Raw genomic sequence first — 26026 nt, 5'->3', positions numbered from 1 at the left:
TTATATTTTTTGAATATTATTACATTTCTTATCTTAAAAAAAGTAAGAGGAGAGATCAAAAAGAGCTCGAATGAAAAATATGTCAATGAACGTGTAGCAATGTTGGAATTAGAAAATATACCTAAGCCAGTAAAGTTTTCAGTTTCTATAGAAAATGAAACGAATTACCGTTTACAGTATCTCGCTAAACAATTAGAAACTAGCAGGGCAAATTTAGCTGCTAATTTTATTCAACTGGCTATAGTTGAAGCACAAAAAACACTGGGAATTAATCCTTTTGATTTCGAGAGTGAATATGGAAAGGCCTACTTAAAGAATTGTAGTGGGAACTTTCATCAAGATGAGACAGGCTATTATCGTGTTAACTCTAATGGAGAGAAGATTAAAATTACAGATTCAACGAACGAGGAAGAAGTGGATTATAGTTCAAAGTCGAAATGAAAAAGATAAAAGGTTCCAATCATCACCAATTTTTATAGAATCCTTTTTGACTAGTTCCAGGCTTCAAACAACAAGTTCTTAAGCGCCCGTTCCTTTCTAGTAAGGCCGAACATATATCTTGGTGACGGCGAGTTCAATATGTCGTCGTCTTCTCCGGAAATCGGGTTGAACTCATACTTTGTTACTGGATGGTATTCAACCATTTCAAATACAAGACTCTCTTGACGCGGAATAATCTACTCTTTCTAACAGGTACATTGGTCCCCTTCAAATCAATTCCGATTATCCTTTCTTTGTCGGTCAAGATTAACGTATTAGTCGGAATCCTTTCGTGGTTCACACGGTCAAAAGAGTGTCCTTTTACATCATGAACAAGCTTTTCTGGAAGTTCGTTGATGCCATCCTCCGCGTAATCATAAAAGTCCTTCTCCACTACGAGTATAGGAATCTGATAATCAGCGAGGGAAACATTGTCGCTCTTCTTCCATTAATGAAAGTCATAAACCTCATAAGTTCGCAATGCGCACCTTCGCTCCAGTTTAACCAAACGTCATGTAGGTAGAGCATCCTGGAACCTCCTAAAATATTTTTAAAATTTATTCCGTGAATTCTTCGTTTTGCTAGAATCGCTTGATATAATATAAGCAATGGCAGGACTTACCAGATTTACTATGGGATACGAAAGCAATAATCACGGATAACCCCTGGCCAGGATGGTTCTTTTCGGACCAGATAGGGGGAATCGGGATGATAAGAGTAGTTAGGCTTGTCACAACCATCACTCTGTGTGTTGCACTGACAGTGATGCCAGTGTCCCTCTCTTTAACCAGTGAGAAGTTGCCGCCTGTAATTATCGCTCGGAAAAGAGATTAATACCACCAAGTAACTTGTCGTGGGAGAGTGCAAGGAAAGGAGGAACCCCTAGCCAAGGGGATAAACCTCCTTTTTTATTTTTCTTCGTAAATGTAATCGTGAGGGATTAAACATCCATATGTCCCATCCTTATTTTTAACCCACACAACTCCATGGTCCATAACCTCTACCACTTCAACGATTGTATTTGAAAAGAAGGGATGCTCCCTTGGGTCGTCAGTCACTCCCCGTAACTTATCCTTCAGGACGGGCTTTCTTTGATCTTTCAAGTTTCTCCTTTTTCCATTTCATTCGAATTTGAAGCCGTTTGAGTTTTTCAATAAGCTATAATTTTATAAAAGTAGGCACAATAGAGAGTAAAAGTGGAACTCTTATTGTCCTCCCAGGTTTTTAAAGTAATATTTGGCGCCTTGAAGAATTGTTAGAACAAAATGATGATATAAGTTTTCTTGAAAACTCCTTAAAAGGGTGGATTGGTTTTATAGAAATTCCCAAGTCTAAGTCTAAATTAAATCTATATACAATTAGTGCAAATAAAGAAAGAGGAACTGCTTTGATATTAACGAGGGAATAATCTTTTTTGTGAAGGAGATTATTCTTTGTCGAACCAGATATTTAATAAAAGGATATTTGATTTTTAGTAAGCGAAGGAAAAATGAGAAATGGCCCACCTTAAAGAGCCATTTCTGTTTTGCATTATTTAATTACATACTCCTTAGCCTTTTCACTTTAATTTCACGATTTTTCCTATCTTGCGTAATAAAAATACCACCGCCACACGACCGGGCTAAACCCGATCCTTGATTTAGCTTGTGGCCAAGACTCGTTTTCGCTTTTATAGAAAGTTAGAGTTTCAGGACATTGATCCTTAACTCCCTTACCTAAGTCCAGTAGTACGAGATGCTTCTCAATTCTTCTCAAAAATAAATTATTTTTGCCTTGGCTGATTACAAAAAAATCATATTGTGGTATATTTGGATATTTCATACAATTAACTTGTTCTACATTTTGTTTGAGGGGGAGATAATTATGTCAATCATAACTGTTACGAAAATAGGTGGTAGTAATGGCGAAGTACCCTATTCCATTGAAACAAAGGACCTTGAACATATAATGGAAGATCGTTATGCTGGTTGTTGGTTATATACCTTGAAAAGTACATGGGCTAAGTATGAAGGTGGAATGGGTAGACACATTAAAGAAGAAATTGAAGAATTAAAGAGGTTGATAGGATCAGACTGGACATATTTAGAAAGGATTGTAGAAAGGACGCGGATAAATAAGGAAGTTGTTTTTGATGATTATAATGAGTATGCAGAAGAGGAAGAAGTTACTGATGAGGAACTATGGAACAGGAGTTGGGATGAGGGTAATACTGAAGGTGGTTGATTGATGAGAATTATGCAGATATAAATAAGAAAATGGCCCAATTCTAATGAATAGAGTTGTTTACCCTCCTTCAACTTTTTTCAGAATACTTAGTTCTACATCTTTCGCTAATACGAGGATGTTTTGTTCCCATTAAGCACCCTTTTTAACATTTCTTGGACTTTCATTGCATTTTCTATTGTTGCACCGTTAGGTAACTTAGCCAGGAGAACATCGCCGGGTTCCAAATTCATTTCACTCTCAACGATGACATTATTGTGTTTGTCAGTGATCCAAAGGGTTACATGCCTCTGATCCATTCAACCTCGACCCCTCTCTTTTTTCTATCCCCCGACATCACAAGAACTGCCTTGAAGGAAATTTTTCATCGTATGCGTACTTCTTCGCGTATTCAGCGTGGTTTGTTGTGTTTCCGCAAATGAGCCAATGCTTGCGTTTATGAATTCATTGGAGTGGTCCATAACAATCCGCATGACAACCTCATAGAAATCGCATTCTCTCATTGCGGCTGTTAGAGATAGGACAATCTTTACAAGAATCTAAAATATGCTAAAATGTTTCCGGGAAAATTGTTTCTAGGAGGAAAGGATTAAAATGATAATCTTTATTTGGGCTTTAAGGGTCTCATTTTGTTCTCACTTCTTCTTACTGCCGGACAAGGGCTTACCTTATTCGGGGAGTACCAATCTCATATAACCGCGGCCGACTCAATTCAATTATTCAATGAATACCTTTTGAGAGGATTAAGCCATCTTATCTTTTTTATTACTGAAGGAATACTCTATATTGTTTTTGAAATCGCCCTAAATACTTATTACCTAATGCGCCAAAACAATATCGGTGGAAAATAACAAAACAAAGGCTCCCCGGAAGACCGTGGGAGCTTCGTTGCTTATAGATCGTGTCCTCCTAAATTGAAAGTACCTAATCTTTCAATCTCTGTTTGGAACCTTCCATCGGCTTTCAAATACTTCAGAATGTCCACTACTTTCGAATGGCTTATCCCTTTTCTTTCAAGGTCCATTCTGAAAGTCATGAAGGATGGGATTTCTTCGATATCTCTCTCCCCGTTCCAATAAGGAGCAAGTTCGTCAGTCACCTTTTTCACATCTTCATCACTGATGAATTGCAGGTTGCCAAGCTCGCTATCAATAGCTTCTTCGAACCCGTTCAGCAACCCAAAAAGTCTGCTGTCGGAAACGGAGTCTATTTCTTGAGCTTTTTGAATCCGGTAAATCTCACCTAAAATCTTTCCCAAAGCCAATTTTAGTTCCTTATCCATATAATCAACTCCCTTCACCCTTATATTTTCGACATTATCCATAGTGAATCCTTCACCTTCGGATTTATAAAAAACAAAATAAAAGACTCATTTTAGCAATCTGATATTATTTTCAAGCTATCTATCATTTCTTTCAGTGTATCCGTGGTTTCTCGAGAGTATCAAAGAATCGGTTTGTCCATTCGTCTATCTGCTCCTGGGTATGGACTTCATCATCCACCACACTATTATCGGAGAGCCAAATCCAATTCTGTAAGATTTTGTTCAGGTCATCTCCATAACCCAATTCTAAACCTTTCGTTGAAACGATTTGAACCTCTATTAGCATCCTGGTTGTTGCTCGGCATTCATTTCCTCTGCGATACCACTAACTAGTTCACTGAACTCTGTCAAAGTATCTAAATTTTAATTCTACATCATTAGATAGTTCGACTCCATCAGGCTCTTTTTCGACAGGTCGCGTTTCATCCTTTTCTTCCACTTTAGAAGGTTCTTCGGCAACTACTTTAACCGTCTTCTCGGAGTCGATTTTGGAGCAACCTATTAAACTGAACAGCAAGGTGATCGCAAGAATCTTCTTCAAAAAGGAAAACCTCCTAATTGGTTATTTTTCAAAAATATTATAACCAATTAGGAGGTATTTGGAAGCTTATTTTTAGTCAATTTGTTAGTTTTTTAATATTTTGTTTTAACCAATTATTTTTGAACCTTTTTCGCGTCGACGTGGGCCTGGCTGATGATATAGCTCATTCCCAAGCGAACGACAGATCAGTAAGTCTCTTCGCTGATTGGCACTTCCAGGATGTCGGTCAGGATGATGAAAACGGCCGTCCCGATCAAGGTCCAAAGGTTGAAAATAATGTGAAATTGCCCTCGGGTTGCAAATTCAAGGGATAACGAGTTCAATTGCAGCAAAAAAGCCGGTCCCGTGACCGGCTTTTACAAATTCTCCTTTATATAAGCTGCGGCTTCATTGTACATGCCGCCCTGGTTTCCATACTTAATATAATTCTTGATCGTTGACAGCCATTCCAGTGTTGTTGGTTTCGTTTTGTTGATGGCTTCCAGTAAATCTTCCATTGTAATAGGTCGTTCAGGGCCACCATCCATGATTTCGGATAAAACCTGTTCAGATGCCAGTTCTACTATATTTTCAATATCAGCACCTGAATAGAGTGGGGTTCGGTCAGCGAGGATATCAAAGACAATCCCATTTTCGACCGGCCTGCCGCTGAGCTTCAATTGAAAAATGGCTTTTCGTGCTTCCCGGTCCGGTGGCGGGACGAAGACGAGTTTATCAAATCTGCCTGGTCGCTTAAAGGCATCATCCACATCCCACGGCATATTGGTCGCGCCGATAACAAGCAATTTTTCGTTCGCTGTTTCCACGCTTTGAAGTTCATTCAGCATCGTGTCGACCAACGGACGCATCAAATCGGAACGCGATTTCGAGCGGCTGAAACCAAGGGCATCCAATTCATCGAAAAAGACAACAGCAGGTGAGTTGCTACGAGCTGTTTCAAATGCATTATGAAGGTTCTGCTCACTTACGCCAACATACGGATCAAGAATTTCTGAAATATGGATAGGATAAAAATTGGCCCGGCATTCGCCGGCAGTCGCTTTGGCAATAAAAGTTTTCCCGCAGCCTGGCGGACCGTATAAAAGTATTCCGCCGCCAGCTTTTTTTCGAAACTTCGCAAAAAGCCCCGGGTTCTTAAATGGTTTGATAATTTTCATTTCAATCGTTTTCTTTAAATCATGGAGGCCGCCAACATCTTCGAACGTGACCTTCCTAGAAATATGATTCCCTAGTAAAATCACATTCTCCTGTTTTCGTCCCTCAATAACCTTAAAGCCCTTTGTCTTTGAAGCAGGCACTTCTTCAGCCGGAGCAGGACTGCTGGTGTCTGGCTCATCGGGTTGGACAGGTTCATCACGAGGTTCTATGGGGTACTCAGCATCAAATTGATTGGACTCTAAACTAAGAAACTGTTTGAGAGAAGAAAGCACTGCTTCTTCCAGAGCCGGGTCCTCTCCCTTTAAAGCTGCAGAAAAAGCTTGCAACGCTTCTGATAGCTTTCCGCTTTTCAGATATTCTTCTCCAAGTAAAAATTGAACTTGATAATTGTCCTCATCTCGTTCCAGAATTGACTGGTAAATCGCTATTTTATCCATTTAAAGCCTGCCTTTCACGAACCATTTATAAAATAAAGGGGTTATCCATGTGGAAATGGCAAAAAAGACATAAGCAACGACAAAGATGGCGAGCAGATTAGGCAGATTCAGCTCAACTAACAGGATGCTGATTACGATAAACCCAAGCCAAGCGACAGCCGGCCCGCCGATTTTTCCCATAAGACGATGAGGGGCAAAAAGAGGGTGGGACACAGTATCATAATACTCCAGCAATGCCAGGATATTCCGGTCCTCGGGATTGAGCAGAAACGCTTGTCTGTAACATTCTCTCGCTTCCTTCAATTCCCCTTTTAACACATGGAACATCGCCATGTTTGTCAGGTTCTGCACCTCATCAGCCGACGTCTCCATGACGTTCCGGATATATTCCCGCTGCATGCTCTTATCGTCCTTAGCAAAGTAGAAATCCAATAAAAGCTGATTCACTTTTTCACTGTATGGTTCCAGCTCCCTCGCTCGATCCAGCAACGCAAATGCTTTTTCATAAAGGCCGGCTTGAAGCATCAAACCGCCGTAGGAAGCAATCAATTCTTCATCGAGCGGATCTTTTTCAAGTGCAGCCAAATAGGCTTCCTCTGCCTCAGCTAACTTCCCCTCCTGCTGATAAGCCACGCCAAGGAAGTGATACCCGATGATTGAATTATAGCCAAATCGCAATGCTTCTCGGCAGAGTTCCCTAGCTTCCTGAAAGTTTTCCCTGGATAGTTCCACTACCGCCATTTGATATAAGGCAGTGACGTTTTTGGGATCCTGCCGCAGCAGGTTTTCAATGAGTGGAGCTGCCGCCTCGTATCTGCCAATCCTAAAATAATGCGCAATCACTGCTTCATCATTTTGATTGTCCTGAATCATCATAGCATTATCACTCCACGCTTCCAGTTATCATAGAAGCCGCAACCATAATAGCAAACTGAATCCCGGCTCCAATAAGTATCCACAGCAAGGCAGGCTTAAACAAAGGCAGGATTTCCCCATCAGTCCGCATATGCTGCTGATAGGGCTTGTTCAGCACAAATTTGTAAAGAAAAAACAAAAGAATCGAGAGAATCTGCATCGAAAGACGCGGCATCCTGTTTCCTTCAGCAAAAGCATCATTGCTGTACATATAAAACATCACCAAATTGAAAATCTGCACCACGACACCTATGGCCACCAGCAAATATATATGCTGCTTCGGCACATTCAACCACTTCGCATTCCGGCTCCCAAGCACCATCATCGGAATAGGCCCACCAAAAAAAGCGACAAGAAAGAAATGGTTGATATCATATGATTTTGTTTTACTCCAGCCATCCTGAAGCGAAGGCTGAAAAAGCTCATTAGCAGACTTGGACATTGTATCACCCTAAAAATTCCAATTTTCTTACTAATTATATCATCGCAAAAATAGAAGAAGTGTCAAGCATATAAGGGCCTGTACTTTGGGGTTTTTCTTAATTCAGGTCTCCTTAACTATTTAAGGCCATTGTTACAATGAAACTATGGATTATTATCCGAGGGGCCATTTTATAAACGGGAGGGTATAAGTCGTAGCGGCTATCACCACAGATTAGCTCTTTGCAGATACATCCCTATTTTTTTGCGATTTCAAGTCTACCCGTTAATATGCTAACAGACGTGGCTGCACATGGTGGGAATATTAACACTGGAGAGGAGTCAACTAGACATCCTAAACCTAAGAAAGGAAGCACCGAAGAAGCTGTCTTGTTTAAGAGAATTGAAGAGTTAACTTTAAAGGAATTGTGTACCTTCTATGCCATTTAGCTAAGAAGAAGTCAATTACAAGTGGGGAATTAAGTAAAAAGGGCACCCGCTCTGGATGCCCATCTTACCTAAATAAATCATAGATTTTTCTAATAAGAATGCGGCTATATGGCTTAGGGGGACATAGCAGCTGTCACAAGGGCGGACCCAGCGATACCAGTTAATTGACCTGAAAACACAGCTAAACAATCAAGAATACATCCGTTATTTTCCATATCAGCCACCTCCAGATGTTTTTTAGCTGTAAACAGCATTTGTAGGACTAATAGTAGTACAAATAGCGCTGCTAGTGCCCCAACCGGGAAAATGGCCCCCCTAAAACATATATAAAGATATAATACTATCTTTTTTCAGAAAACAAAAGAGTAATTAAGTAATAATGGCACCCATTCGGATACCCTTGCTTAAATAAACCTAGATTCATTGATACTGGATTAAGTATGCAGTAATGCAGGCTTTCCTAATTTTGACGGGAAATCAGCAAATTAAGTAAGTTTGCTACTCTTTTCTGCCTAGAATAAACCCCATCTTAGACATTACTACAGCTTTTTATAATTATTTTAAGCATCTAAAATATTTAATAAATTTACCGATAATAAATACTACTAATGGTTTAAGTTTGTATATAAGGGAGTCGGGTTTTACTAGGATTATGAAAATATACAATGATTTATCCGCATTCACAAATAGAGTTAATTTTAGCTATAAAAAGACAGATAAAGAGTATTATGAACCTATTAGAACATATCTTGGTCAAATTAGGATGATAAAAAGAGAGTGCTCTTCCAATCGATTAAATTATTATGAAGAGGTTGAACTTTTCAAAAGGATTGAAAAAGGAGATAAAGAAGCAAAGGAAGAAATTTTTTATAGATTCTTTACTTTTGTACCTAGAATTATTAGATATTATGTTGATAATGGTATTCCAATTGAGGACTTAGTTCAAGAAGGTAATATAGCCCTGTTAGAGGCAATCGAAACATTCGATTATCGGTTTGGTTATAGATTTAGTTCTTATGCAAAGTGGAAAATTAAACGAAAAGTTTGGCGTTCAATACCTTTTTATTTAACCTCATTTGATATTCCAACAAATTCCGTATCTGTTTTGAGGAAAATAAATAATTTTGTTGATCAAAAGTTAAGTGAAGAAGTATATGATTTATCAATATTAGTTGAGAATAGAATTATTAGTAGAAATGAACTTTATTTGCTTTTCGCTATTTATCCGTCATCTTTAAATTGTTTTCCGCAAGGGGAAGTAGAGTGTTTTGAAGATAGAACTACAATGCCTTTTGAAGAAATGATAATAAACGAACAATTGATTATTAAGATAGGAAATATTATGAGAGAAAATCTGAAAGACAGAGAGGAAAATGTAATAAGGTTATTTTATGGATTAGATGATGGTAGAGCAAGAACAAATTTACAGGTAGGAATGGTATTTGGGATTTCCCAAGAATATGTAAGAAAAATTAAGCACACAGCAATTAAAAAAATCACAAAACTCTTATCCAAAGATTTTCCAGAATAGTATTTTGTTAAACTTTGGTAGTAACAAACTTACGAAGTTAACAAAAGGAAAAACGCACTATTATAAAATCCGAGCCTACAGGAAAATCGGAACACAAAAAAGTTATACAGTGGCTGATCAACCGTTGTGAGAGGGCCGCTTGGGCAATTCATATGAAAAGTTAGACAATCCCCTGCTTCTTTCATCGATTGTAAGCCACTTACATGTAGGAAGTCGGAAAGATACGCTTAGTAGTAATATATCTAGGGGACGATTGGAATTAAAGTCGGCCCGGGCTGGGTGCTAAATACTAATTTCCTTAATGGCATAGGCCAATTTTTTAAAAAATAAATGGCAAGATGAAGCCCGCTAAGCAGGATTGCCTAGCGGGCTTTGTGATGAAGGACTTTCTAAGAAGTTAGATTTACCACTATGAAAATAGTAAAAAGTTACCTTTTGTTTTAAAATAACTCATATAGGAAATGGTAAATTCCGTTGGTTGGTGAGAACACGAGGAGGAACTGGAATGAAAGTACGGCATTCATTTGTAAAGTGGGAAGACATGAAAAAGAATTTTCGCTTCATTATAGTAGGCTTTTTCATTCTCTGTCTATTTACGACATTACTAAGTTTACAGGAATATTCAACCTTTCCCTCGTGGTATTGTTATTGGTTATGCTGGTATATTTGGACATGGCTTCCTGCTTCTAAAAAAGTTCGAGCTAGAAAACTGGATGAAAAACGCCAGATTCATTTTTCTTGTCGTCATGCTCTTTAGTGTTCAAATGCTACTGATATCGAATGCAATGTATATTGCCGAGGTCAAGGAAGCTGGAATTAGGGAGCAGGTAAACTACTTGCAGTTTACCCTGCTAGTCTATGCTGCAGCGGTCATTTTTTTCATCCTGTCCTTATTCGTAACTGCACCTAAGCTCAGGAAAGTCAATAGTATGAAAGCATACGTGATAGGGACTGTTACTGCTATGGTTATCATTACTCTTATATTCCTTGGCTTGTTCATGTTGCAGCATGCAGTTTTTAATACTGATTCAAGTACAGGTGTGGATTCTAATGACTTTTTTATCGGATCAATTCTAGCGCTTTTTCCGGCAATAGTATTAAGAACGGGTTTGATACGAATAAGTTTGAGGCGTTCCAAGAAGTGAAATAAATATTTGTCTAAATCAGCTCGATAGTGCCTTGCGCTTGATATCTGTTTTGAAGCATTGGTTATCTTATTTCAATTGTATAATTAGTGTAATGAGGCTTTTCCTTTTCGTAGGGAACAGCCTCTTTTTGTTTGTTTCCATCTTAAACCTTTTTACAAAACTTCCGATTTTATTAATGATAAGAAGGAATTCGGATAGTAACTAACTTAAAGTAGTAGAGCAAGAGAGGGGGCGGTTTGAATGGCAGGGAAATCCTTGGCCCAAGGTTTAATGGCATCCAGCGGTGAACAATTACGTTTAATCTATGTTTTGGTTATGGAAACTGGCATTTTTCAAATGATAGCTAATAAAACGAAAGACCTTTTTGAAAAGAATATAGATCATTCACAACAGAAGCTGGATATAGAAATTGCAAAACTTAAAAATGTTGATGATAACAAGCTCCGGTTGGAATTGTTTTTACATATGACAAAGGAATTTGAGTTATCAGGCTCTATCTATACTACATCCTATGAAATAGAGAACAAGTGCGGTGAAATTCTTCAAAAGGCACATGCGTATCAACTGAAAAAGGATAAAAAGTATCTTGAGTTTGCAACTAGAAATAATCATTTGCAACTCGATAGTCAATTATCTTTATACCAAATGCAGCAAATATTCCAGTCAATTGGCGGTGAACTAAATAATTTGACTGCTGAACAACAAGATAATTTCGCAGATCAAATTGAAAAGTTTATTGAATCTCTGCCAATAGAGCAACAAAGAAAAATTAAGGAAAAATTAAACATTGATGCTGTCACAAATTCGACGATAAAGAAGGTAATTGCGACTCAAGGCAGTGCCGTTTTGTTGGCTGTGATTGTAGAAATTGCTGGATTTGCCGCATATACCACATTAACGTCTTTACTTGCCGGGACAGCTGGTTTGCTAGGATTAACATTACCATTTGGAGTTTATATGACTGCAACGTCGGTATTATCTGTTTTGACTGGGCCAGTTGGTTTGATTTTAGTTGGCGGAGCAAGTGGGATGATGATGCTGGCACAAAGTAAAAAGGTGAAAAGGACTCTTTTACTAATGGGGATTGTTCAACTAATGCTGCCGATATTATTGGACGATTCAAGTGTAACGGAATATGACTCCTTCATTGAGGAATGGTCTAAGCATTTTTCTAAACAAAATGAATTGTTGGGAATAATTTCTGTTTACCAAAAAGATTATACAATTGTATCTGAGAACTTGGCGGCTACCGTTAAAAATATTTCGGTAAAAAATAATCAATTAATGGAATCCACTCGTGGTTATAACAAAATACTTAATCAACTTGCCGGAAAATTGACTCAAGTAAGTGAACATGAGATGACGGAGAACTTCAAAAATACTAACTCTAAAATAACGAATTTAGAATTACAAATCCGAAATACAAAAGACTCTATTAGAAGAAACAAACAGAAGAGTTCCTTTTTAGATAAAGTAGGCGGGATGTTCTCCAATTTCTCTTTGGAAAGTGACATCAACAAATTAAACAAACAAATTGAAGAATTAAAAAGAAACCAAGCAATCGAATTAATCTCCATTCGTCCATCTGCATTAAAAAATGAATGTGATGAAGCAATTTCTTACGTGGAGACCGAAAAAAAGATACGTAATGAATTGGCAACATTAAATGAACGAAAAAGGGATATTGAACAAAAACGCTCAACAGTAAATAGTTTTCTTCAACAAAAGCAAGATGAACTGCGAAAGTTGCAAAAAGAAATTTATGGTTTAGGGGATATTGTATGATTCGGAATGAACAATTTTGGAATCATTGGCGAAAGGGAGAATTTGATCAGGCAATGAAATGTGCCATTTCCAATAAAGGCCGAAGAAAAGGTGCAAGACTTTTTGGGAATCCAAGTCTATCGGAAGAAACAAACATCATTGCTGGAGTTAGTGCAGGTGAATTTTTGTATGACTTTCTTATGATCAATCCCAAGATTGTAGAAGGTATCGATTTTGCCCGCAGTGAGGATTTAAGTTCATTATTTTCACTGTCCCAGTTTGCCAAAACAGTAGATATAGATTTAGCTACGGGAGATATGGCACAGTTACAAGGGTATGTTGCTGAACAAATGATTGCCCAAAAGTTGGAGGCAGCTGGATATGATGTTCAGTTTCCGGAAACTTCAAATCAAGCGGGATGGGATATCCTTATTGATGGGGAAAAATTTCAAGTGAAATGTGGCAGTAATAAATCCATTGTTGATGAACACTTAGAACGCTATCCTGATATTCCGGTATACGTAAATGATGAATTGGCCGAATATTATTCAGATAACACGAATGTTTACAGTGCCGGAGTAACAAGAGAAGAAGTAATCGATGCAACAAAATCTACGTTATCCCATGCAGAGGACCTACTTGATTTTGAACTGCCCTGGATTTCTGCAGGTGTCAGTTCCTTTTATAATCTCAGGCGTGTTGTAAAGGAACAATTGCCTTTGCAGCTAGCTGCCCGGAATGTGATTATTGATACTACGAGCCGTGCATCGTTAGCCGCTGCAGGACAAGCAGCATTCACGTTTGCAGCGAGTACGCTTTTTTCAGGAGGAGCGTTTGTTATAGTGTTGCCTCTGGTGGGTGCTTATGTAGGGTTAAGACAAAGCTGGCGGGTAACAGACAAACTCAAGAAAATCCTTGCTAAGAAAGAGTTCCAGCAATTAGAAAATAGTTTAATTGAATTAGTTACGGTCATGAAAAGACAATTGGATTTGAAAAAAGATATTAAAAAAGAAAAATGGCAAGATATTTTGCTGAAAAGCTCTAATACTAAACCTTTATCCAATATAGAAGATATTCATCAAGAAAGACAGCAGTTCATCAGTAATATGATTAAAGAGCTAACATCCATTGAGTATGAAATAAATAAAGATTCTCTGCGTTCGTTTGAAAGATTAATTGGCGTTTTAACGAAATCAGGGATTCATGTATATAGTATTCAAAGTGAACTGTTTAAGGTGGAGAAGGCAATGAAGGAATTATATAAGAAGCTATGAAGTGATGTTGCTGTATAAGTTAATTGCATTCTCTCTCCAGCTTCATTCTTCCCCTCAAGACGGAGTTTATAAGAACAATTGAAGACATTTGTTAATTTCTCTTTGACTTATACTTTGTGTTTCATTCGGTAGGTATGCAGAGTGAAGACAGGGACGGTTTATTTAGTTCATTTTCAGAGTTTCTTTGTTGTGAGGTTACATAAGAGATTGAATGAGTCGGCCCCATTATAACAGCTTCCGCAGTTATAATGGGGTCTTTTTGTGATTGGGGAAAGGTACAGAAGTGCTGGTCTACTTGCTCCATGAGTTAATGGACAAAAAATTTGCCCTCTTGGCACCTTGAGGAGATGGACCCTGAAACAACATGTGATGCTAATCCTGCTCTGTGTCCTCCTCTTTGCCCTTATCTTTATCCTCTTCTTTCTCCTTAGCGTTTTCTGAAGGAGGGATAAATGTAACCTCTCCAGATTCCAGGTGAACCTGTCGGAACGATTTGATTTTTCCAATTGACTCAACCTTTCTCCCTTTATATTTGTTTTTAGACACCATTAACCCTTTAACTAAATAATATCAGCCACTGGAATAGAGAACTCTAGGAATATCCTGAATTCCTTTAAGTTTCGATACTTACTTTGAACCCTAATATGAACTATTAGCAACTCTGCCAATCTCAAGCGACATTTATATATACAACATTCTAAAACGCCCTTTTTATTCATGTTAAAATAATGAATAGTTTGATAAAGTAATAATAATTATTGTTGAATTTAATAAACGATGCTTTTTTTCATTTAAAGAGAAACGGAACAGAGGATAACAAGGGAGGAATTGTAATGTCGGTTTCGCTCGCGTTAATACCGCTCGCCCTCGCCCTCCGGGTCGTGATGGGCAAGGATAAATTTAATGACTGGGTTGAGTCAGCGCAGATGAAGGTGTCGACAACGTTTAAAAATGAACTGGATTTGGTCCGGACTGTGCGGATGGCCGGGTATGATGCCGAGAAATGGGGCGGGAGCATTAAAACCCATCTTGACGGCGAAAAGCAGTTCTTCTTTTGGGAGCGTATTGATGGAAAGTGGCATGCCGTTTTCAGCAAATATGACTCTATGCCGGTGTTGGAACGGTTTATGAAGGATCTTGAAGTAAAGTCCGACCGAAAGCTGTTCGTCACGGGAATGGAAGACATAGGGGCTCAGGTGCAGGAGGATGCCGTAAAGATTTTTCCAACCAATTTCATGGACGGCGATTTACTGACAAAGACCTTGAAGGATTTTGGCGTGAATCCTTATCGAAAAGACAACGGGGAAATTGTCTGCACCATTCAGGGCACACCCATGACGTTCAGGCAGACTGGCGCTGGTACGCCCTTTACGGTGGAATTAAAGAATCCGCCTGACATGCATGAGGTGTTCATGTATATGTCTGATATCGATGAAGAGTACAAGCGCTGCCTGCAGTCCGCTGTCTATGAAAAGCTGAAACAGCGAGCGGCTGCGAAGAACCTTTCCATCGAATCGGAAGAGGTCCTCGATGACAATTCTATTGTGATTACATTGAATATTCAGGGGTGACGATATGGCGGTGGAAACAGACATCATTGAGATTTGCAGACGGTACAGTGGCGTCGATTTTTACATAGGCGATGACATTCCCCCTAAAAAATTGGCGAATGCGATGATTAATCTTCCTATTCCTGATTCGGATAAGGTTCTGGCATTGGTTAATTGCAGGGTATTTGGCAGCTGTAAAAAGGCTATTGCAATTGGGATGCATGGGTTTTACTGGCATACAACAGGAACACACAGGATAACGTGGCGGAAGTTCCTTGAGATGGGGCCAATGACGCCGAAAATTGGAGAAGTTGTTTTCAGAACCGGTTTCTCTTGCATCCTGGGTGGTAGTTCGATGAAATCCCATGCGCTAATGGCCCTGCTTGAGGATATTCGTTATTACTTTAGGGAGAGTGGATTGGAAGTTGACCGTCCTGTTTTAAGTGATGAACCTGCGGGTTCGATTGATTTGGAAGGCATTCGAAGGATTTGTGAGGACTTTTCCGGACCCTCCTATTATGTTGCTGAATTGATTCCAGCCAAAAAGCTGGAGGCGGCAAGGGAGAATTACTCCATCCCTGATAGTGATGAAGTGATTGCGCTTGTCGATGCGACCGTTTTCGGCAGTGCCAAAAACGGACTTGCCATTTGTACCGGGGGCCTTTATTGGGATAATGACTGGACAATTGTCAGTCATAAGAACTCGGTATCTTGGAATGAATTCCGTACCGCCACTATCCAGATAAAAGGCAAATGGGAACTCGAAATTGGGGAAGGCTGCGTATTCGGGATGTCCGGGTCCCAAATGAAAAACGAAGAACTGTGCAGCCTTCTGATGGAAATTCAATCACTTTTTGCCTTAGAGCCTGAGGAAAAAACGACGCTACAGGACCCAGCCAAAGAAGAATGGCATTTAGCGGCCAATGGACAGCGGTTTGGCCCTTATGATAGAAGTACAGTGGAACGGCTTGCAGAAACAGGACAGATTCATGTTGGCGAGACGCTTGTTTGGAAGAAGGGCAGGAATGACTGGAGCCCTTTGTTGGAGGAAGAAATTTTTGCTAAATTGGCTGTATCCTCCACCTCTTCACCTCCGCCACTGCCTGTCAGAGAAAATAGGGACGTCGAAACCTTGTTTGAAGAGCCGCAAGAAAGTGTTTTTTCAATTGATATTAATAAGGCGACTCTTGATGAATTGATTTGCCTGCCGGGGATGACGCTAAACAGCGCCAAGCTGATCATTCAGGAACGGGAACGGCGCGGAGGTATACGGTCTTTAGAAGAGTTGGGTGTGCTTCTTTCCCTCAAACCACACGTAGTCGAGAAACTGAAACCGCTCGTCTGGTTTTCATCTCTTCCTATTGAAGTCAAAGCAGGTAGAATTGTAGATTTCTAGAGGAGGAAAAATCAATGGTACCAACGAAGAAAAGCGTATTATGGGGTATCGTGAACTCTTGGTGGATTCTTTTAACTTTTACCTTTCTATTCACTTCATTTGCCTTTTTATTTATTAGCTTAAAGGTCAATCACAGAAAATGGACCATTTGGGGGTGTATTTATGGCATCCTGTTAATTTTACCCTTTCTTTCATTTGAAGTATTCAATGAGGACCAGTGGCAATCTGATATTCTCCTGATGCTCGGACTGTTTGTCTGGATTTTTTCCATTGTTCATGCATTTCGAATTCGAAAGGAATACCTTCTTCGGCTTGAAGTGCTACAGTCAATCAACCAGGATAAGGAACAAAGGCTGCGCGGCCAAATCGAGTCTGAATATGGAGTAAAGCGGAAACAGTCACAAGGAAAGCAAGTACCGCGCATGGTAGCTCAGCAAGAAACACGTCAAACAACGTGGTCTTCTGAGGAACAGTCGATCTGTCAGGTATCCACTATAGATCAGCAACAGACCCCGAATCATGAAAAAACAACGGAGATGAATATTACTCCTAATGGCAATTTGCAAGACGTCACGCTAGTAGGGCAGGTTAAGGAACAAGGTAGAATTGCACCTAAATCGGCAGTGGACGTCCAAAGCTCACTTGAACCGCCACAGATTCAATCGGCGGAGCCCCTTCTTGACTTGAATGCAGCGACTGAAAAGGAACTCGCACAGCTGCCGGGTGTTGGGTTTATTTTGGCAAAACGGGCAATATCGGAACGTACGAAAAATGGTGGCTTCCGTACATTTGAAGAATTTACCGAAGTGCTTAACCTTAAGCCACATAACATTGAAAAAATCAGTCTGCTTGCCATCGTGAAGGCTCCGGAATCCGCTGCCCCGCAAACGGCCGGGCGGATGGTCGATTTCTAGGTTGGGTAGGTGCCTGTCACTTCCCGGATTTTCTTGTTTCACGGGATGGCGTTTCACAGATTGGGTTGAATAATAAATGGAAAAGGCTTTGTGAACTTATGGGGTTCACAGAGCCTTTTGGTTTTACTATGCAGGATTAATATAAAAGTGCCTTGACGACCATGGATATTCTATATAGCGATTTTTGACAGACACCTTAAAACCTAGGGCTTTATCTCCCTTTCTGTTGTTTGAGAACTATTTGTTTCCTTATAGCTACCATACTTAATGTATAAAGACCTTGTTTCATAAAGGTATGATTGGAAATGAACCTATTAAGTTCTGGACCTTTAAAAGGAAGTGGTACAATTTCGTCGATTTCAAGCGCCTTATCCTGTCCCACCAAAGGCTCGATGTCCTGCTCATAGTTAGCATTCATTTTTACCTTAGCTGTTAGGCCAATTTCAAAAAAGTTTCTTTCAAGGAAGATATCATGAAAAAAGACCTCTGTATGATTATCCTTATGAAACTGCAACGGAACACCCAATTCTTCATATAATCCTCTAAATAAGCAATCCTCTACACTGATTTCACCTGTTTGTATGTCCTTATCTGTTTGTGACAAGCCTTCCATAATTGTACTGTTATAAGGTTTTTGGCCTCTGGTTTCACTGGCAGCTGAGGATCTTCTGCTAATAAGGATCGACTCTCCAGAAGGAGAATCAGTAAAGACATAAGCATTTATTCCAAGAGAAGTGGTAAAGGCTTTATATTTCGAAATATTTTCTCGTTCCACTGTGGATATCGGGTGGTTTTCTTGTTTAAGCTCGTTATAAATGGAACGAAAAACTTTGTGGGTGAAATAGTCCGTGTCAAAGACACATATCTCTAATACTGATGCTTCCTCCTCTCCCAATCGTCCATGACTATCAATCGAATAAACACCATACTTTTTTCCGTTGAAGTAAGCTCCATTCTTTTTCTCAAGAAAGTCCTGCGCAACAATACGTCTATGCTTTTCAATTAAATCTCCCAGATTGGCAATACCGGTTTCGGCAATAATATCATTAAAGTTTCCCTGCCCATTAAATGACCGATCAGGATGAAATATGTATGGATTCTTTTTTGGATCAATATCTTTTTTAACCTTCTTCGCAATTTCCTCTTTCAGCTCTTCAGGAAAATCTACAAAAAGCTTTTTGTTGGAGTGCTCCACCGTAATTTTTTCATAATGCGGCATAGCATTTCCAATGCTAATAATATTTAAGTCCTTTTCCGTAATAGGTTTCAACTTAGAAATTTTCTTATAGGTTTGCTTCGTTTGATACTTCTTATATAGCCAACGCCCAAGAAGAGTGGCGCTAGTGAGAACAAAACCTAGTATAATCCACACCATTTCCACAAAAAAATCTTCTTGGATTCTCGTTAATAAGTCATGCATTTTCTTTTCCCCCATGATTTTCCTTTATATTTATAGAAACTATTTTATCGTATGTCTATGAATAGTTCACTAAGGCGGGAGATTTTTTTTGATTGAGTTGGAGTTGGGGGATGTTTAGGTTCATGCTACTTTTTAAACCTTTTATTAAAAATACCGAAAAATAGATAGATAGATATTTATATAAAAAGGGCAGAGAAAAATGTGTTAGGTCTTGTCATTACTGGTTCAGGTGGACTGCAGCTCCTGGTCTTTCATGATATTGGAAAGTTCAACATAAGGGTAAACAAATCAGCTGGTATTGGACAAAAAGTCAAAACGTGTATCACTAACTTCACCATAACTGCTGATGGGATTAGCATACTTGGTACCCGTTTTTTTTGGATATTTTACAGATCAATCCATTCGTCAATACCTGGAAAGACAATACCGTATGCTATGGTATTTTAGTCCAAACTACTCTATTATTTATACATAATGTAAATATTTTGCAGTTCCGAATGCGGTTAGTTTTAATAGAAAAAGGTGTTGATTCAGAGATGAAGGAAGCGAAAGTCATAAAATTTCCAGAGATAAAAATAGTTGAAGATGAATTCGAGGTTGAATTTGAGGTTGAGCCTGTAGTACCGGCTAATCAAGCAGAATATCTTGATTCAAGGCAAAAAGCTATTAAAGAAGGACTTAATGAAGTAAACGGAATTTTATCTTCTAATAATAAAAGACTAGAAGAATTGAACAAGGACATTGATAAGCTTACCAATCATTCAGATGGTATTGACTATATGGTTGCTGTAGGTAGCGGTGTACTTGCGGGAATCATAGACTCTTTTTGGGTTGGCGAGTTTAGCTTAGAACGCGGTAAAGATTGGAGCACTAATAAGGTAAATGAATTTGTAGTCAAGATAGCAAAAGCTCAAGGTTATGAGGGTGATAATCTTCAAGGTGCAATAAGAAGCCTTGAAAACAGTTACGGTGCACCAAGTGACAGTAACACAAGCGAGTTTGGCGGTGGATTGCAGCATCACTTGCGGGACTTTGCTCACCACCCGACTCCGGTTGGTCTTTTGTTTTCGTTACTTACTCAATTCACAGGAAAAGCATACGGTACTGATACGGATGGACTATTTAAGATTGTTGCTGTAAAAAACACTACATTAATTGGAAAGGACATCCCCCAAAAGATTTTGTTTGGGGCCGTATACTGGTTTTTTCATATTGTGAGTGATATGGCGGGGTCAAGTTCATTTGCCGGTAAGGGAACAGGCCTACCGGGACCTTTGCTTTCGCTTGCAAAGGAATTATCAGCACTTTCTTTTTTCAAGAATATCACTATGGGCGATCACAGTCTTTCCGTGTGGATTTCCAAGTTGTTCAATGGCACGTTGCTTGCTAAACGAGACTCAAACGGCAAAATTATTGAGCAGTTTAGGTTCGACTTGCGGTCAGAGTTGGGAATTGCGTATGAGCTCGGCCGCCAAGCAATCCCTGTTATTATAAACGAATGCATAGTGCGCGGATTTTACTTCATTCGCAGACTTACGATGGAGATAAAACAGAAAGATATAAGACAGCTCAGGGATTTGGACCGAGTGGACTTGGATAAAATCATACCTTTCAAGAATCGCACCATTGTTCGAATGCTTACGATTGCAACAGGAACTTTTACACTTATTGATTTAGGTGATGCGGCCATACGGGGTGGCATTAAATCAGGAGGAAATCTAGCACTATTCGCGAAAGAATTTATCTTGAGAGTGAACTTTGTTGGAGTCGGTAGATTTGCAATTGCTGTTGGAACTGATGCCACAATGGGAATGAAACAAAATAAACTTCGAAATGCGAGAATCGCTATGCTGAGTGAACAATTGCACTTGATGAATGCCCAAGTTTACTATTTGCAAGCGGATGCCTGGATAGCGGCGGAAACAACAGAAAAAACGATTAATGAAACTATTGAAATGATGGAAGAGACGACGAAGATTTTTATAGTGGCTTGGGAAGACAACAGGAAATCGATGCATAACATAGGCGAATACAGACAGGGAATTGAAAAACATAATTCCGGTTTAATTGAAGACATCAGCGATATTCTAAAGTGGGGGTAATGAAACTTGAGCACTGAATTAATTGTATTGGATTCTGATGACATAGTACGATCCGGTTTATCAGGTTTTAACGATAAGGATTTACCCCAAGTTATTCAAGGACAGATTAGTAAACTCAACGAGCTTGATACAAGCGTTAAAAAAGCAATGAAAGCTGCTGCTTCAGCAAAGGAATCTGCAATTAGTGCAAAAAATATGTCAGCTGGGTTTGGAAAGAAAAAAGTTGCGATCGAGGAATTGCAATCGGCAGGAGTGGATTTAGCAAAGGCGGTCACGTCAGGCGCTGAAGCACAAAAGATTTCATTTGAATTCCAAACAAAACTTGCTGAAGTATCTAAGTATTTATTTGGGCTTGGTGTTAGTAATATTACGAGTAACCGGCTTGTTGTTCGTGAACTCGAAATGAAGCTGAAAGGTGCTTCCCAGGAAGAATTATCTGAATTAGCCAGACAAGAATTAATGTCGGTTGTTAAGCAATTAAAGGACCAAGAAGATATACTTAACAAACTAGAGATTCTCTCTAAAACGACGAAAAATCATGAAATGACATTGAAAAATATAGATCGTCAGTTGCAAGACCAGGCAGAGATTGATAGGTGGCACAGTGCGCAGCTAGAGATTTATGCAGAGACAAGTGAAAGATTTGAAGAGAAGTTGGAGGCTCAAGCAAGCCTTGGCAAGCATCATAGTGAGCAATTACATGCTCAAGCAAAGCTTAACAAGCTGCACGAAGAACAGCTGAAAACTCAAGCCGAGACCGACAAAATACTTGAAATGAAATTGCAAGCGCAAGCGGAAATCGATAACCAACATAGTGAGCAGCTAAAGGTACATGCGGAGATTAGTGAAAGTCTAGAGAAGAAGTTGAAATCTCAAGCCGAAGCAGACAAGCACCATACAGAACAATTAGAGACACTTTTTGAAAGTATCAAAAAGCATGAAGAACAATTAGACTATCTCCATGCACAGAACAAAGACTTAAAGGAACAAATAAAAAACAGTATCAAAACTATCGAAACACAACAACAGCAAATAAACGCCCTTAATAACGAAGTAATCAACCTAAAAAACACATTAAACACCAAGGCCAACACCACATCACTAAAAATCACAACAGCCATCGCGGTAATAGGAGCCATAGGGACGGTTCTAGTGGCTTTTTTGTGAGCCACGGATGAGCTTGGGAAGCCACGGGGACGGCCCTTGTGGCTTTTTTCTATCTTAGAGAGGCTGTCACATTATGTAGGGATAGCCTTTCTATTATAGATTTTCCTTTATAAACCTTTTATAAAAAATACCGAAAAATAGATAGATACATATTATATAAAGAGGGCGGAGAAAAATGAGGAAGGTTTTGTCAATATTACTAGTTTTGCAGCTGTTTTTAACGCCGCTTGTTGTTTCGGCCGAGCAGGAAAGGGACGGGGAGGATCCGCAGCAAACTCTGCTTTCCAAGGAGGCATCCGTTCAGGAGCCTAAGCAGTCCAAGGGAGAAACGTTGAATTACACCGATCCTGCCAATTATCCGTTGAAGCAGCCAGGGGATTTAGTCGATTTTTTATACGATTCCTATGGATACCAGTATTTCTATTACGATAATTTGACTGACTATTCCACGGATGAGATGAAGCTTCGGCTCATTTATTATTCACAACAGTCCACTTTAAAAGACACGTATTTTTGGTTGGAATTTTTCAAGGAGGACTCCGGAAGCCTTGTCTATCAAGATAGCAATGTCTTTGACACATATGGCTATTCAGCTGTCGGTCTCGCTTCATACCTTTCAAAGGAACAATTTGCAGATCAACCGTTTATTTATATTCGGGTTGGCATTACCCCAACCTATTATTCTTCTTATTATACGGATACTACAACATTCAAAATTGCGAATCCCTTTTATACAGGTAACGGGAACCAGCCACTGGACTCTTATGTTCTCATAAGCAATGAGTCTACTGACTCGGCGTCTTCCCAACCGACAGGGGTTTTCAGTTCTGAACAAATCGAAGAGCCTTTAAACAAATCTGTTAATCAGGGAATTTATAAACGCGATTTTAATAAAGCATATAATCCAAAGTTAACAAAGAGCAGTCTTGTTAATAAAAGCACCAATTCCTATTTTCCTTCCTACCAGGTAGGTGATAATAAGTATTTCTGGGTTTCGAACCTTGCAACAAACCAGGATTATCAGGTAAATGCCAGGCTGGCGTATAGCGGAACGAAGGCAAATATATGGGTGAACGACAATCAGATTTCAGATAGCGATACTGCTCGGCTAGGTGAGGAGTTTGACTCAAACATCTATCCTTCTGTAACAAACAACTTTGGGAAGGAATCCGATGTCAATCAAGATGGAAAGATTAATATTCTCTGTTATGACATCCAGGACGGGTTCAATGGATCAGGTGGCTATGTAGGCGGATACTTTTGGGGCGGTGATTTGTATACATCCTACTATTCCAACCAATCTGAAATTTTCTACATTGATACGTATCCAGCAATGGGGTTATATTCGAAGGATGTAGCCGAAGTCTATGAGACCATAGCACATGAGTTTCAGCACATGGTCAACTACAATCAAAACGTACTGCTTGAACGTGGCGCAACAATGGATACATGGCTGAACGAAGCTTTTTCAATGGCTGCTGAACAAATCTATTCAGGTAATGCCTTAAGCAGCCGAATCAATTACTACAATAATTCAGCTTCTATTCAAAATGGCCATTCGCTCCTCTATTGGGATAGAACTGGCAACACACTGTCCAACTATGCTTTGTCCTATTTATTCGGCCAATATTTTAAGCTGCAGGCAGGCCAGGGGAACCGAATTTTTAAAGAAATCATGAATGATACACGAAATAATCATCTGGCGGTTGAAGCAGCAGCGAAAAAGTATATCGACACTAATCTGACGTTTGGCAAGCTTATGACCCATTTCCGGGCGGCGCTTTTATTAAAAGAATCTTCTGGTCTACATGGGTTTAAGGGTGACCCTTCCTTTGATTCTATAGAAACGAAGCCATTTGCAGGCAGTTCCCAAAACCTGCGTGGAGGCGGTGCAGTTGTTGTGCCGTACAATTCCACCGTAGGATTTAAGGAGCCCGCAGAAAAAAGGGTCATCCATTACCTATACGTATTTTGATTCAGGTGACAGGAGAGATACAACACCACCTTCAAAACCTGTCGTTAACCCCGTCAGTGACAGGGATGCGCAGCTTTCCGGCCAGGCTGAATCAACATCAACTGTTTTTGCTACCGTAGGTGGAACTGAAATTGGCAGAACAACGACTGACGGAAGCGGCAACTTTATAATGGATATTTCGCGCCAAGCATCCAATTCAACTATTTCTATTTATGCAGTAGATGGTGCTGGCAATACGAGTGAAGCCGAGACCGTTGTTGTTGAGGATAAAACTGCGCCATCATCACCTGTTGTAAACGAATTTTCCGATCGTGATTCGTTTGTTACCGGAATAGCTGAACCAAATGCTATGATCCAAGTTAAAAACGAAAGTAGCCTACTGGGGAGCGCCACCGCAAATCAAGACGGCACCTTTTCGGTATATGTTTTACAACAACCTGCAGAAGCACAGTTGACTGTTGTAGCTATTGATGCTGCAGGAAATGGTAGTGATCCAGCTACATTTACTGTTGTGGACAAGACAGTTCCAAGTATCAATGTTGATATAGTGACAGATCAATCGAGTAATATTACCGGAAAAACTGAGTCGGGCGCTACAGTGAGTGCTGTTATAGCCGGAAAAACATATAAAGTGACAGCTAATCAGGATGGATATTTTACAATTGCCATTCCTAAACAAAGGGCAGGAGAAGTAATCCTCGTTACAGCTTCTGATGGAAGAAATACAAGTGGAACAGTTGAGTTGTATGTAGTAGATGTAACCGCCCCAGAGGTTAGCGGAGTCAGCCACAATCGCTACTACAATAAAGATGTAACGGTAAGCTTCAATGAAGGCACCGCAACATTGAACGGTGCAGCTTTTACAAGTGGTACGATTGTCAAAAATCCAGGAGTTTATAATCTAATAGTTACTGATTTGAACGGCAATAAGACAACTGTGAAGTTCACCATTGATAAAACTGTACCTAAGGTAACCGGTGTTACAAACAACGCCTACTATAATAGGGATGTTAAGGTAACTTTCGATGAAAGCAAGGCAACACTAAACGGGGCTGCTTTTACAAGCGGATCGGTTGTGAAAAATCCAGGAGTTTATACTCTAGTAGTTACTGACTTGGCCGGTAACAAGACAACAGTGAAGTTCACCATTGATAAAACCGCACCAAAGGTAACGGGCGTAACAAATAACGCCTATTACAATAAGGACGTCCGGGTTTACTTTAATGAGGGGAAGGCGACCTTGAACGGTGTAGCTTTCACAAGCGGTACGGTGGTGAAGACTGCAAAGGTTTATACATTGGTGGTAACTGATGCAGCCGGAAATAAGACCACTGTGAAATTCACAATCGACAAAACGGCTCCGAAGGTAACCGGTGTTGCCAACAACGCTTTTTACAATAAAGATGTCCGGATTTATTTTAATGAAGGTAAAGCGACCTTGAATGGAGTAGCCTTCAAGAGTGGTACTGTCGTTAAAACAGCAAAAGCCTATACACTCGTCGTAACCGACTCTGCTGGCAACAAGACAACGGTGAAGTTCACCATTGATAAGACACCTCCTGCGGCTCCTAAGGTTAACACTGTGAAAAGTGGGGCAAGGACAGTCACCGGCACAGCGGAAGCATATTCCGTTGTAACAATTAAGGTTGGTACAAAAGTAATCGGAAAAGCAACCGCCGATCGATACGGGAAATACAAAGTCACCATTCCGGCACAGAAGCGATACATGCACTTTATGTTACTGCAAAGGATCGGGCTGGGAATGTGAGTAAGGCAACGAGAACCACAGTAAAATAGAAAAATAGTAAAAGAGATTATTCCTAATTAGATTGGAAAT

General features: G+C 39.7%; 25 protein-coding genes. 14 read left to right on the top strand and 11 right to left on the bottom strand.

The features are described from left to right. Positions 1-99 precede the first annotated feature (99 nt). On the top strand, positions 100-441 hold the full coding sequence (locus TY16_RS07175) for a hypothetical protein (protein WP_155922178.1): 342 nt from the start codon (positions 100-102) through the stop codon (positions 439-441). 50 nt (positions 442-491) lie between these two features. Here TY16_RS07175 and TY16_RS27270 read toward each other — a convergent pair whose 3' ends face one another. After that, positions 492-644: a DUF3603 family protein gene (locus TY16_RS27270; RefSeq protein ID WP_081772918.1), complete on the bottom strand. Its 153-nt coding sequence runs from the start codon at positions 642-644 to the stop codon at positions 492-494. Beyond that, entirely contained in the window at positions 623-883 is a 261-nt protein-coding gene (locus tag TY16_RS25625) for a DUF3603 family protein (protein WP_269320337.1), read from the bottom strand. Before TY16_RS25625 ends, TY16_RS27270 begins: the two co-directional genes overlap by 22 nt. Before the next feature lie 305 nt (positions 884-1188). Between TY16_RS25625 and TY16_RS27070 the strand changes: the two genes are divergently transcribed. Then, the gene (locus TY16_RS27070) at positions 1189-1314 is read left to right on the top strand and encodes a hypothetical protein (RefSeq protein WP_269320275.1); all 126 of its coding nucleotides are present in this window, start codon (positions 1189-1191) and stop codon (positions 1312-1314) included. Between the two features lie 74 nt (positions 1315-1388). Here the strand turns inward: TY16_RS27070 and TY16_RS07170 are convergent, their stop codons facing one another. After that, positions 1389-1583 (bottom strand): hypothetical protein, encoded by a 195-nt coding sequence (locus TY16_RS07170; RefSeq protein WP_043931147.1) that lies wholly within the window; start codon positions 1581-1583, stop codon positions 1389-1391. A 760-nt stretch (positions 1584-2343) separates the two neighbouring features. Between TY16_RS07170 and TY16_RS07165 the strand changes: the two genes are divergently transcribed. After that, a complete protein-coding gene (locus tag TY16_RS07165; protein WP_043931146.1) occupies positions 2344-2703 on the top strand; it encodes a hypothetical protein in 360 nt (119 codons plus the stop codon). A 107-nt stretch (positions 2704-2810) separates the two neighbouring features. Here TY16_RS07165 and TY16_RS07160 read toward each other — a convergent pair whose 3' ends face one another. From TY16_RS07160 to TY16_RS07120, 6 genes are all read right to left on the bottom strand, one after another. Next, positions 2811-3002, bottom strand: coding sequence for a hypothetical protein (locus TY16_RS07160; protein WP_043931145.1), 192 nt, complete (start codon positions 3000-3002; stop codon positions 2811-2813). A gap of 593 nt (positions 3003-3595) precedes the next feature. Continuing rightward, the gene (locus TY16_RS07150) at positions 3596-3985 is read right to left on the bottom strand and encodes a hypothetical protein (protein ID WP_155922176.1); all 390 of its coding nucleotides are present in this window, start codon (positions 3983-3985) and stop codon (positions 3596-3598) included. Between the two features lie 376 nt (positions 3986-4361). Then, a complete protein-coding gene (locus TY16_RS07140) occupies positions 4362-4568 on the bottom strand; it encodes a hypothetical protein (RefSeq protein ID WP_043931140.1) in 207 nt (68 codons plus the stop codon). Between the two features lie 356 nt (positions 4569-4924). Next, on the bottom strand, positions 4925-6163 hold the full coding sequence (locus TY16_RS07130) for an AAA family ATPase (protein WP_043931138.1): 1239 nt from the start codon (positions 6161-6163) through the stop codon (positions 4925-4927). Then, a complete protein-coding gene (locus TY16_RS07125) occupies positions 6164-7039 on the bottom strand; it encodes a tetratricopeptide repeat protein (protein ID WP_043931136.1) in 876 nt (291 codons plus the stop codon). It lies immediately after the preceding gene. A 7-nt stretch (positions 7040-7046) separates the two neighbouring features. Then, positions 7047-7520, bottom strand: a complete 474-nt coding sequence (locus TY16_RS07120) for a hypothetical protein (RefSeq protein WP_043931135.1) — start codon at positions 7518-7520, stop codon at positions 7047-7049. Positions 7521-8600: 1080 nt separating this feature from the next. Here TY16_RS07120 and TY16_RS07115 point away from each other — a divergent pair. The 4 genes from TY16_RS07115 (at position 8601) to TY16_RS07095 (ending at position 13665) form a co-directional block, all read left to right on the top strand. Continuing rightward, complete coding sequence (locus TY16_RS07115) at positions 8601-9479, top strand: sigma-70 family RNA polymerase sigma factor (protein WP_043931134.1); 879 nt, start codon at positions 8601-8603, stop codon at positions 9477-9479. A 713-nt stretch (positions 9480-10192) separates the two neighbouring features. Continuing rightward, positions 10193-10624 (top strand): hypothetical protein, encoded by a 432-nt coding sequence (locus tag TY16_RS07105; protein ID WP_155922174.1) that lies wholly within the window; start codon positions 10193-10195, stop codon positions 10622-10624. A gap of 243 nt (positions 10625-10867) precedes the next feature. Next, positions 10868-12412: a hypothetical protein gene (locus tag TY16_RS07100; RefSeq protein ID WP_043931130.1), complete on the top strand. Its 1545-nt coding sequence runs from the start codon at positions 10868-10870 to the stop codon at positions 12410-12412. Further along, positions 12409-13665 carry a hypothetical protein gene (locus TY16_RS07095; protein ID WP_043931129.1) on the top strand — a complete coding sequence of 419 codons (1257 nt, stop codon included), beginning with the start codon at positions 12409-12411 and terminating at the stop codon, positions 13663-13665. Before TY16_RS07100 ends, TY16_RS07095 begins: the two co-directional genes overlap by 4 nt. Positions 13666-14037: 372 nt before the next feature. On the opposite strand, the gene TY16_RS26100 is transcribed toward TY16_RS07095, so the two are convergent. Then, positions 14038-14211: a hypothetical protein gene (locus tag TY16_RS26100; protein ID WP_155922172.1), complete on the bottom strand. Its 174-nt coding sequence runs from the start codon at positions 14209-14211 to the stop codon at positions 14038-14040. A gap of 287 nt (positions 14212-14498) precedes the next feature. On the opposite strand from TY16_RS26100, the gene TY16_RS07090 reads away from it, so the two are divergent. From TY16_RS07090 to TY16_RS07080, 3 genes are read left to right on the top strand one after another with little or no spacing between them, the layout of a single operon-like run. Beyond that, on the top strand, positions 14499-15236 hold the full coding sequence (locus TY16_RS07090; RefSeq protein WP_043931128.1) for a hypothetical protein: 738 nt from the start codon (positions 14499-14501) through the stop codon (positions 15234-15236). 4 nt (positions 15237-15240) lie between these two features. Continuing rightward, complete coding sequence (locus tag TY16_RS07085; RefSeq protein WP_043931127.1) at positions 15241-16611, top strand: GYF domain-containing protein; 1371 nt, start codon at positions 15241-15243, stop codon at positions 16609-16611. 14 nt (positions 16612-16625) lie between these two features. After that, a complete protein-coding gene (locus TY16_RS07080) occupies positions 16626-17525 on the top strand; it encodes a ComEA family DNA-binding protein (RefSeq protein WP_043931126.1) in 900 nt (299 codons plus the stop codon). Between the two features lie 211 nt (positions 17526-17736). Here the strand turns inward: TY16_RS07080 and TY16_RS07075 are convergent, their stop codons facing one another. Beyond that, on the bottom strand, positions 17737-18945 hold the full coding sequence (locus TY16_RS07075) for a hypothetical protein (protein ID WP_052342632.1): 1209 nt from the start codon (positions 18943-18945) through the stop codon (positions 17737-17739). Between the two features lie 377 nt (positions 18946-19322). Between TY16_RS07075 and TY16_RS07070 the strand changes: the two genes are divergently transcribed. The 4 genes from TY16_RS07070 (at position 19323) to TY16_RS07055 (ending at position 25957) form a co-directional block, all read left to right on the top strand. Next, complete coding sequence (locus tag TY16_RS07070) at positions 19323-21047, top strand: hypothetical protein (RefSeq protein WP_155922170.1); 1725 nt, start codon at positions 19323-19325, stop codon at positions 21045-21047. A gap of 6 nt (positions 21048-21053) precedes the next feature. Further along, positions 21054-22214 (top strand): hypothetical protein, encoded by a 1161-nt coding sequence (locus TY16_RS07065; RefSeq protein ID WP_043931124.1) that lies wholly within the window; start codon positions 21054-21056, stop codon positions 22212-22214. A 175-nt stretch (positions 22215-22389) separates the two neighbouring features. Continuing rightward, entirely contained in the window at positions 22390-24189 is a 1800-nt protein-coding gene (locus TY16_RS07060; protein WP_052342631.1) for a hypothetical protein, read from the top strand. After that, on the top strand, positions 24170-25957 hold the full coding sequence (locus TY16_RS07055) for an Ig-like domain-containing protein (RefSeq protein WP_231505691.1): 1788 nt from the start codon (positions 24170-24172) through the stop codon (positions 25955-25957). The genes TY16_RS07060 and TY16_RS07055 overlap by 20 nt, the downstream gene beginning before the upstream one ends. Positions 25958-26026: the final 69 nt, after the last annotated feature.

It is taken from the genome of Bacillus sp. EB01 (assembly GCF_000613125.1).
GTDB lineage: Bacteria > Bacillota > Bacilli > Bacillales > Cytobacillaceae > Bacillus_D.
Note: the sequence above shows the minus strand (reverse complement) of the source record. Positions and strands in the feature narration are given on the sequence as shown.

What these genes read in the sequence shown, in the direction of transcription:
- TY16_RS07105 (WP_155922174.1), top strand. Translation starts at nt 10,193, where the DNA reads ATGAAAAACGCCAGATTCATTTTTCTTGTCGTCATGCTCTTTAGTGTT.
- TY16_RS07175 (WP_155922178.1), top strand. Translation starts at nt 100, where the DNA reads ATGTTGGAATTAGAAAATATACCTAAGCCAGTAAAGTTTTCAGTTTCT.
- TY16_RS07120 (WP_043931135.1), bottom strand. Translation starts at nt 7,520, where the DNA reads ATGTCCAAGTCTGCTAATGAGCTTTTTCAGCCTTCGCTTCAGGATGGC.
- TY16_RS07130 (WP_043931138.1), bottom strand. Translation starts at nt 6,163, where the DNA reads ATGGATAAAATAGCGATTTACCAGTCAATTCTGGAACGAGATGAGGAC.
- TY16_RS07095 (WP_043931129.1), top strand. Translation starts at nt 12,409, where the DNA reads ATGATTCGGAATGAACAATTTTGGAATCATTGGCGAAAGGGAGAATTT.
- TY16_RS27070 (WP_269320275.1), top strand. Translation starts at nt 1,189, where the DNA reads ATGATAAGAGTAGTTAGGCTTGTCACAACCATCACTCTGTGTGTTGCA.
- TY16_RS07075 (WP_052342632.1), bottom strand. Translation starts at nt 18,945, where the DNA reads ATGCATGACTTATTAACGAGAATCCAAGAAGATTTTTTTGTGGAAATG.
- TY16_RS07080 (WP_043931126.1), top strand. Translation starts at nt 16,626, where the DNA reads ATGGTACCAACGAAGAAAAGCGTATTATGGGGTATCGTGAACTCTTGG.
- TY16_RS07085 (WP_043931127.1), top strand. Translation starts at nt 15,241, where the DNA reads ATGGCGGTGGAAACAGACATCATTGAGATTTGCAGACGGTACAGTGGC.
- TY16_RS07100 (WP_043931130.1), top strand. Translation starts at nt 10,868, where the DNA reads ATGGCAGGGAAATCCTTGGCCCAAGGTTTAATGGCATCCAGCGGTGAA.
- TY16_RS07125 (WP_043931136.1), bottom strand. Translation starts at nt 7,039, where the DNA reads ATGATGATTCAGGACAATCAAAATGATGAAGCAGTGATTGCGCATTAT.
- TY16_RS07090 (WP_043931128.1), top strand. Translation starts at nt 14,499, where the DNA reads ATGTCGGTTTCGCTCGCGTTAATACCGCTCGCCCTCGCCCTCCGGGTC.
- TY16_RS07150 (WP_155922176.1), bottom strand. Translation starts at nt 3,985, where the DNA reads ATGGATAAGGAACTAAAATTGGCTTTGGGAAAGATTTTAGGTGAGATT.
- TY16_RS07115 (WP_043931134.1), top strand. Translation starts at nt 8,601, where the DNA reads ATGAAAATATACAATGATTTATCCGCATTCACAAATAGAGTTAATTTT.
- TY16_RS27270 (WP_081772918.1), bottom strand. Translation starts at nt 644, where the DNA reads ATGGTTGAATACCATCCAGTAACAAAGTATGAGTTCAACCCGATTTCC.
- TY16_RS07165 (WP_043931146.1), top strand. Translation starts at nt 2,344, where the DNA reads ATGTCAATCATAACTGTTACGAAAATAGGTGGTAGTAATGGCGAAGTA.
- TY16_RS07160 (WP_043931145.1), bottom strand. Translation starts at nt 3,002, where the DNA reads ATGGATCAGAGGCATGTAACCCTTTGGATCACTGACAAACACAATAAT.
- TY16_RS07060 (WP_052342631.1), top strand. Translation starts at nt 22,390, where the DNA reads ATGAGGAAGGTTTTGTCAATATTACTAGTTTTGCAGCTGTTTTTAACG.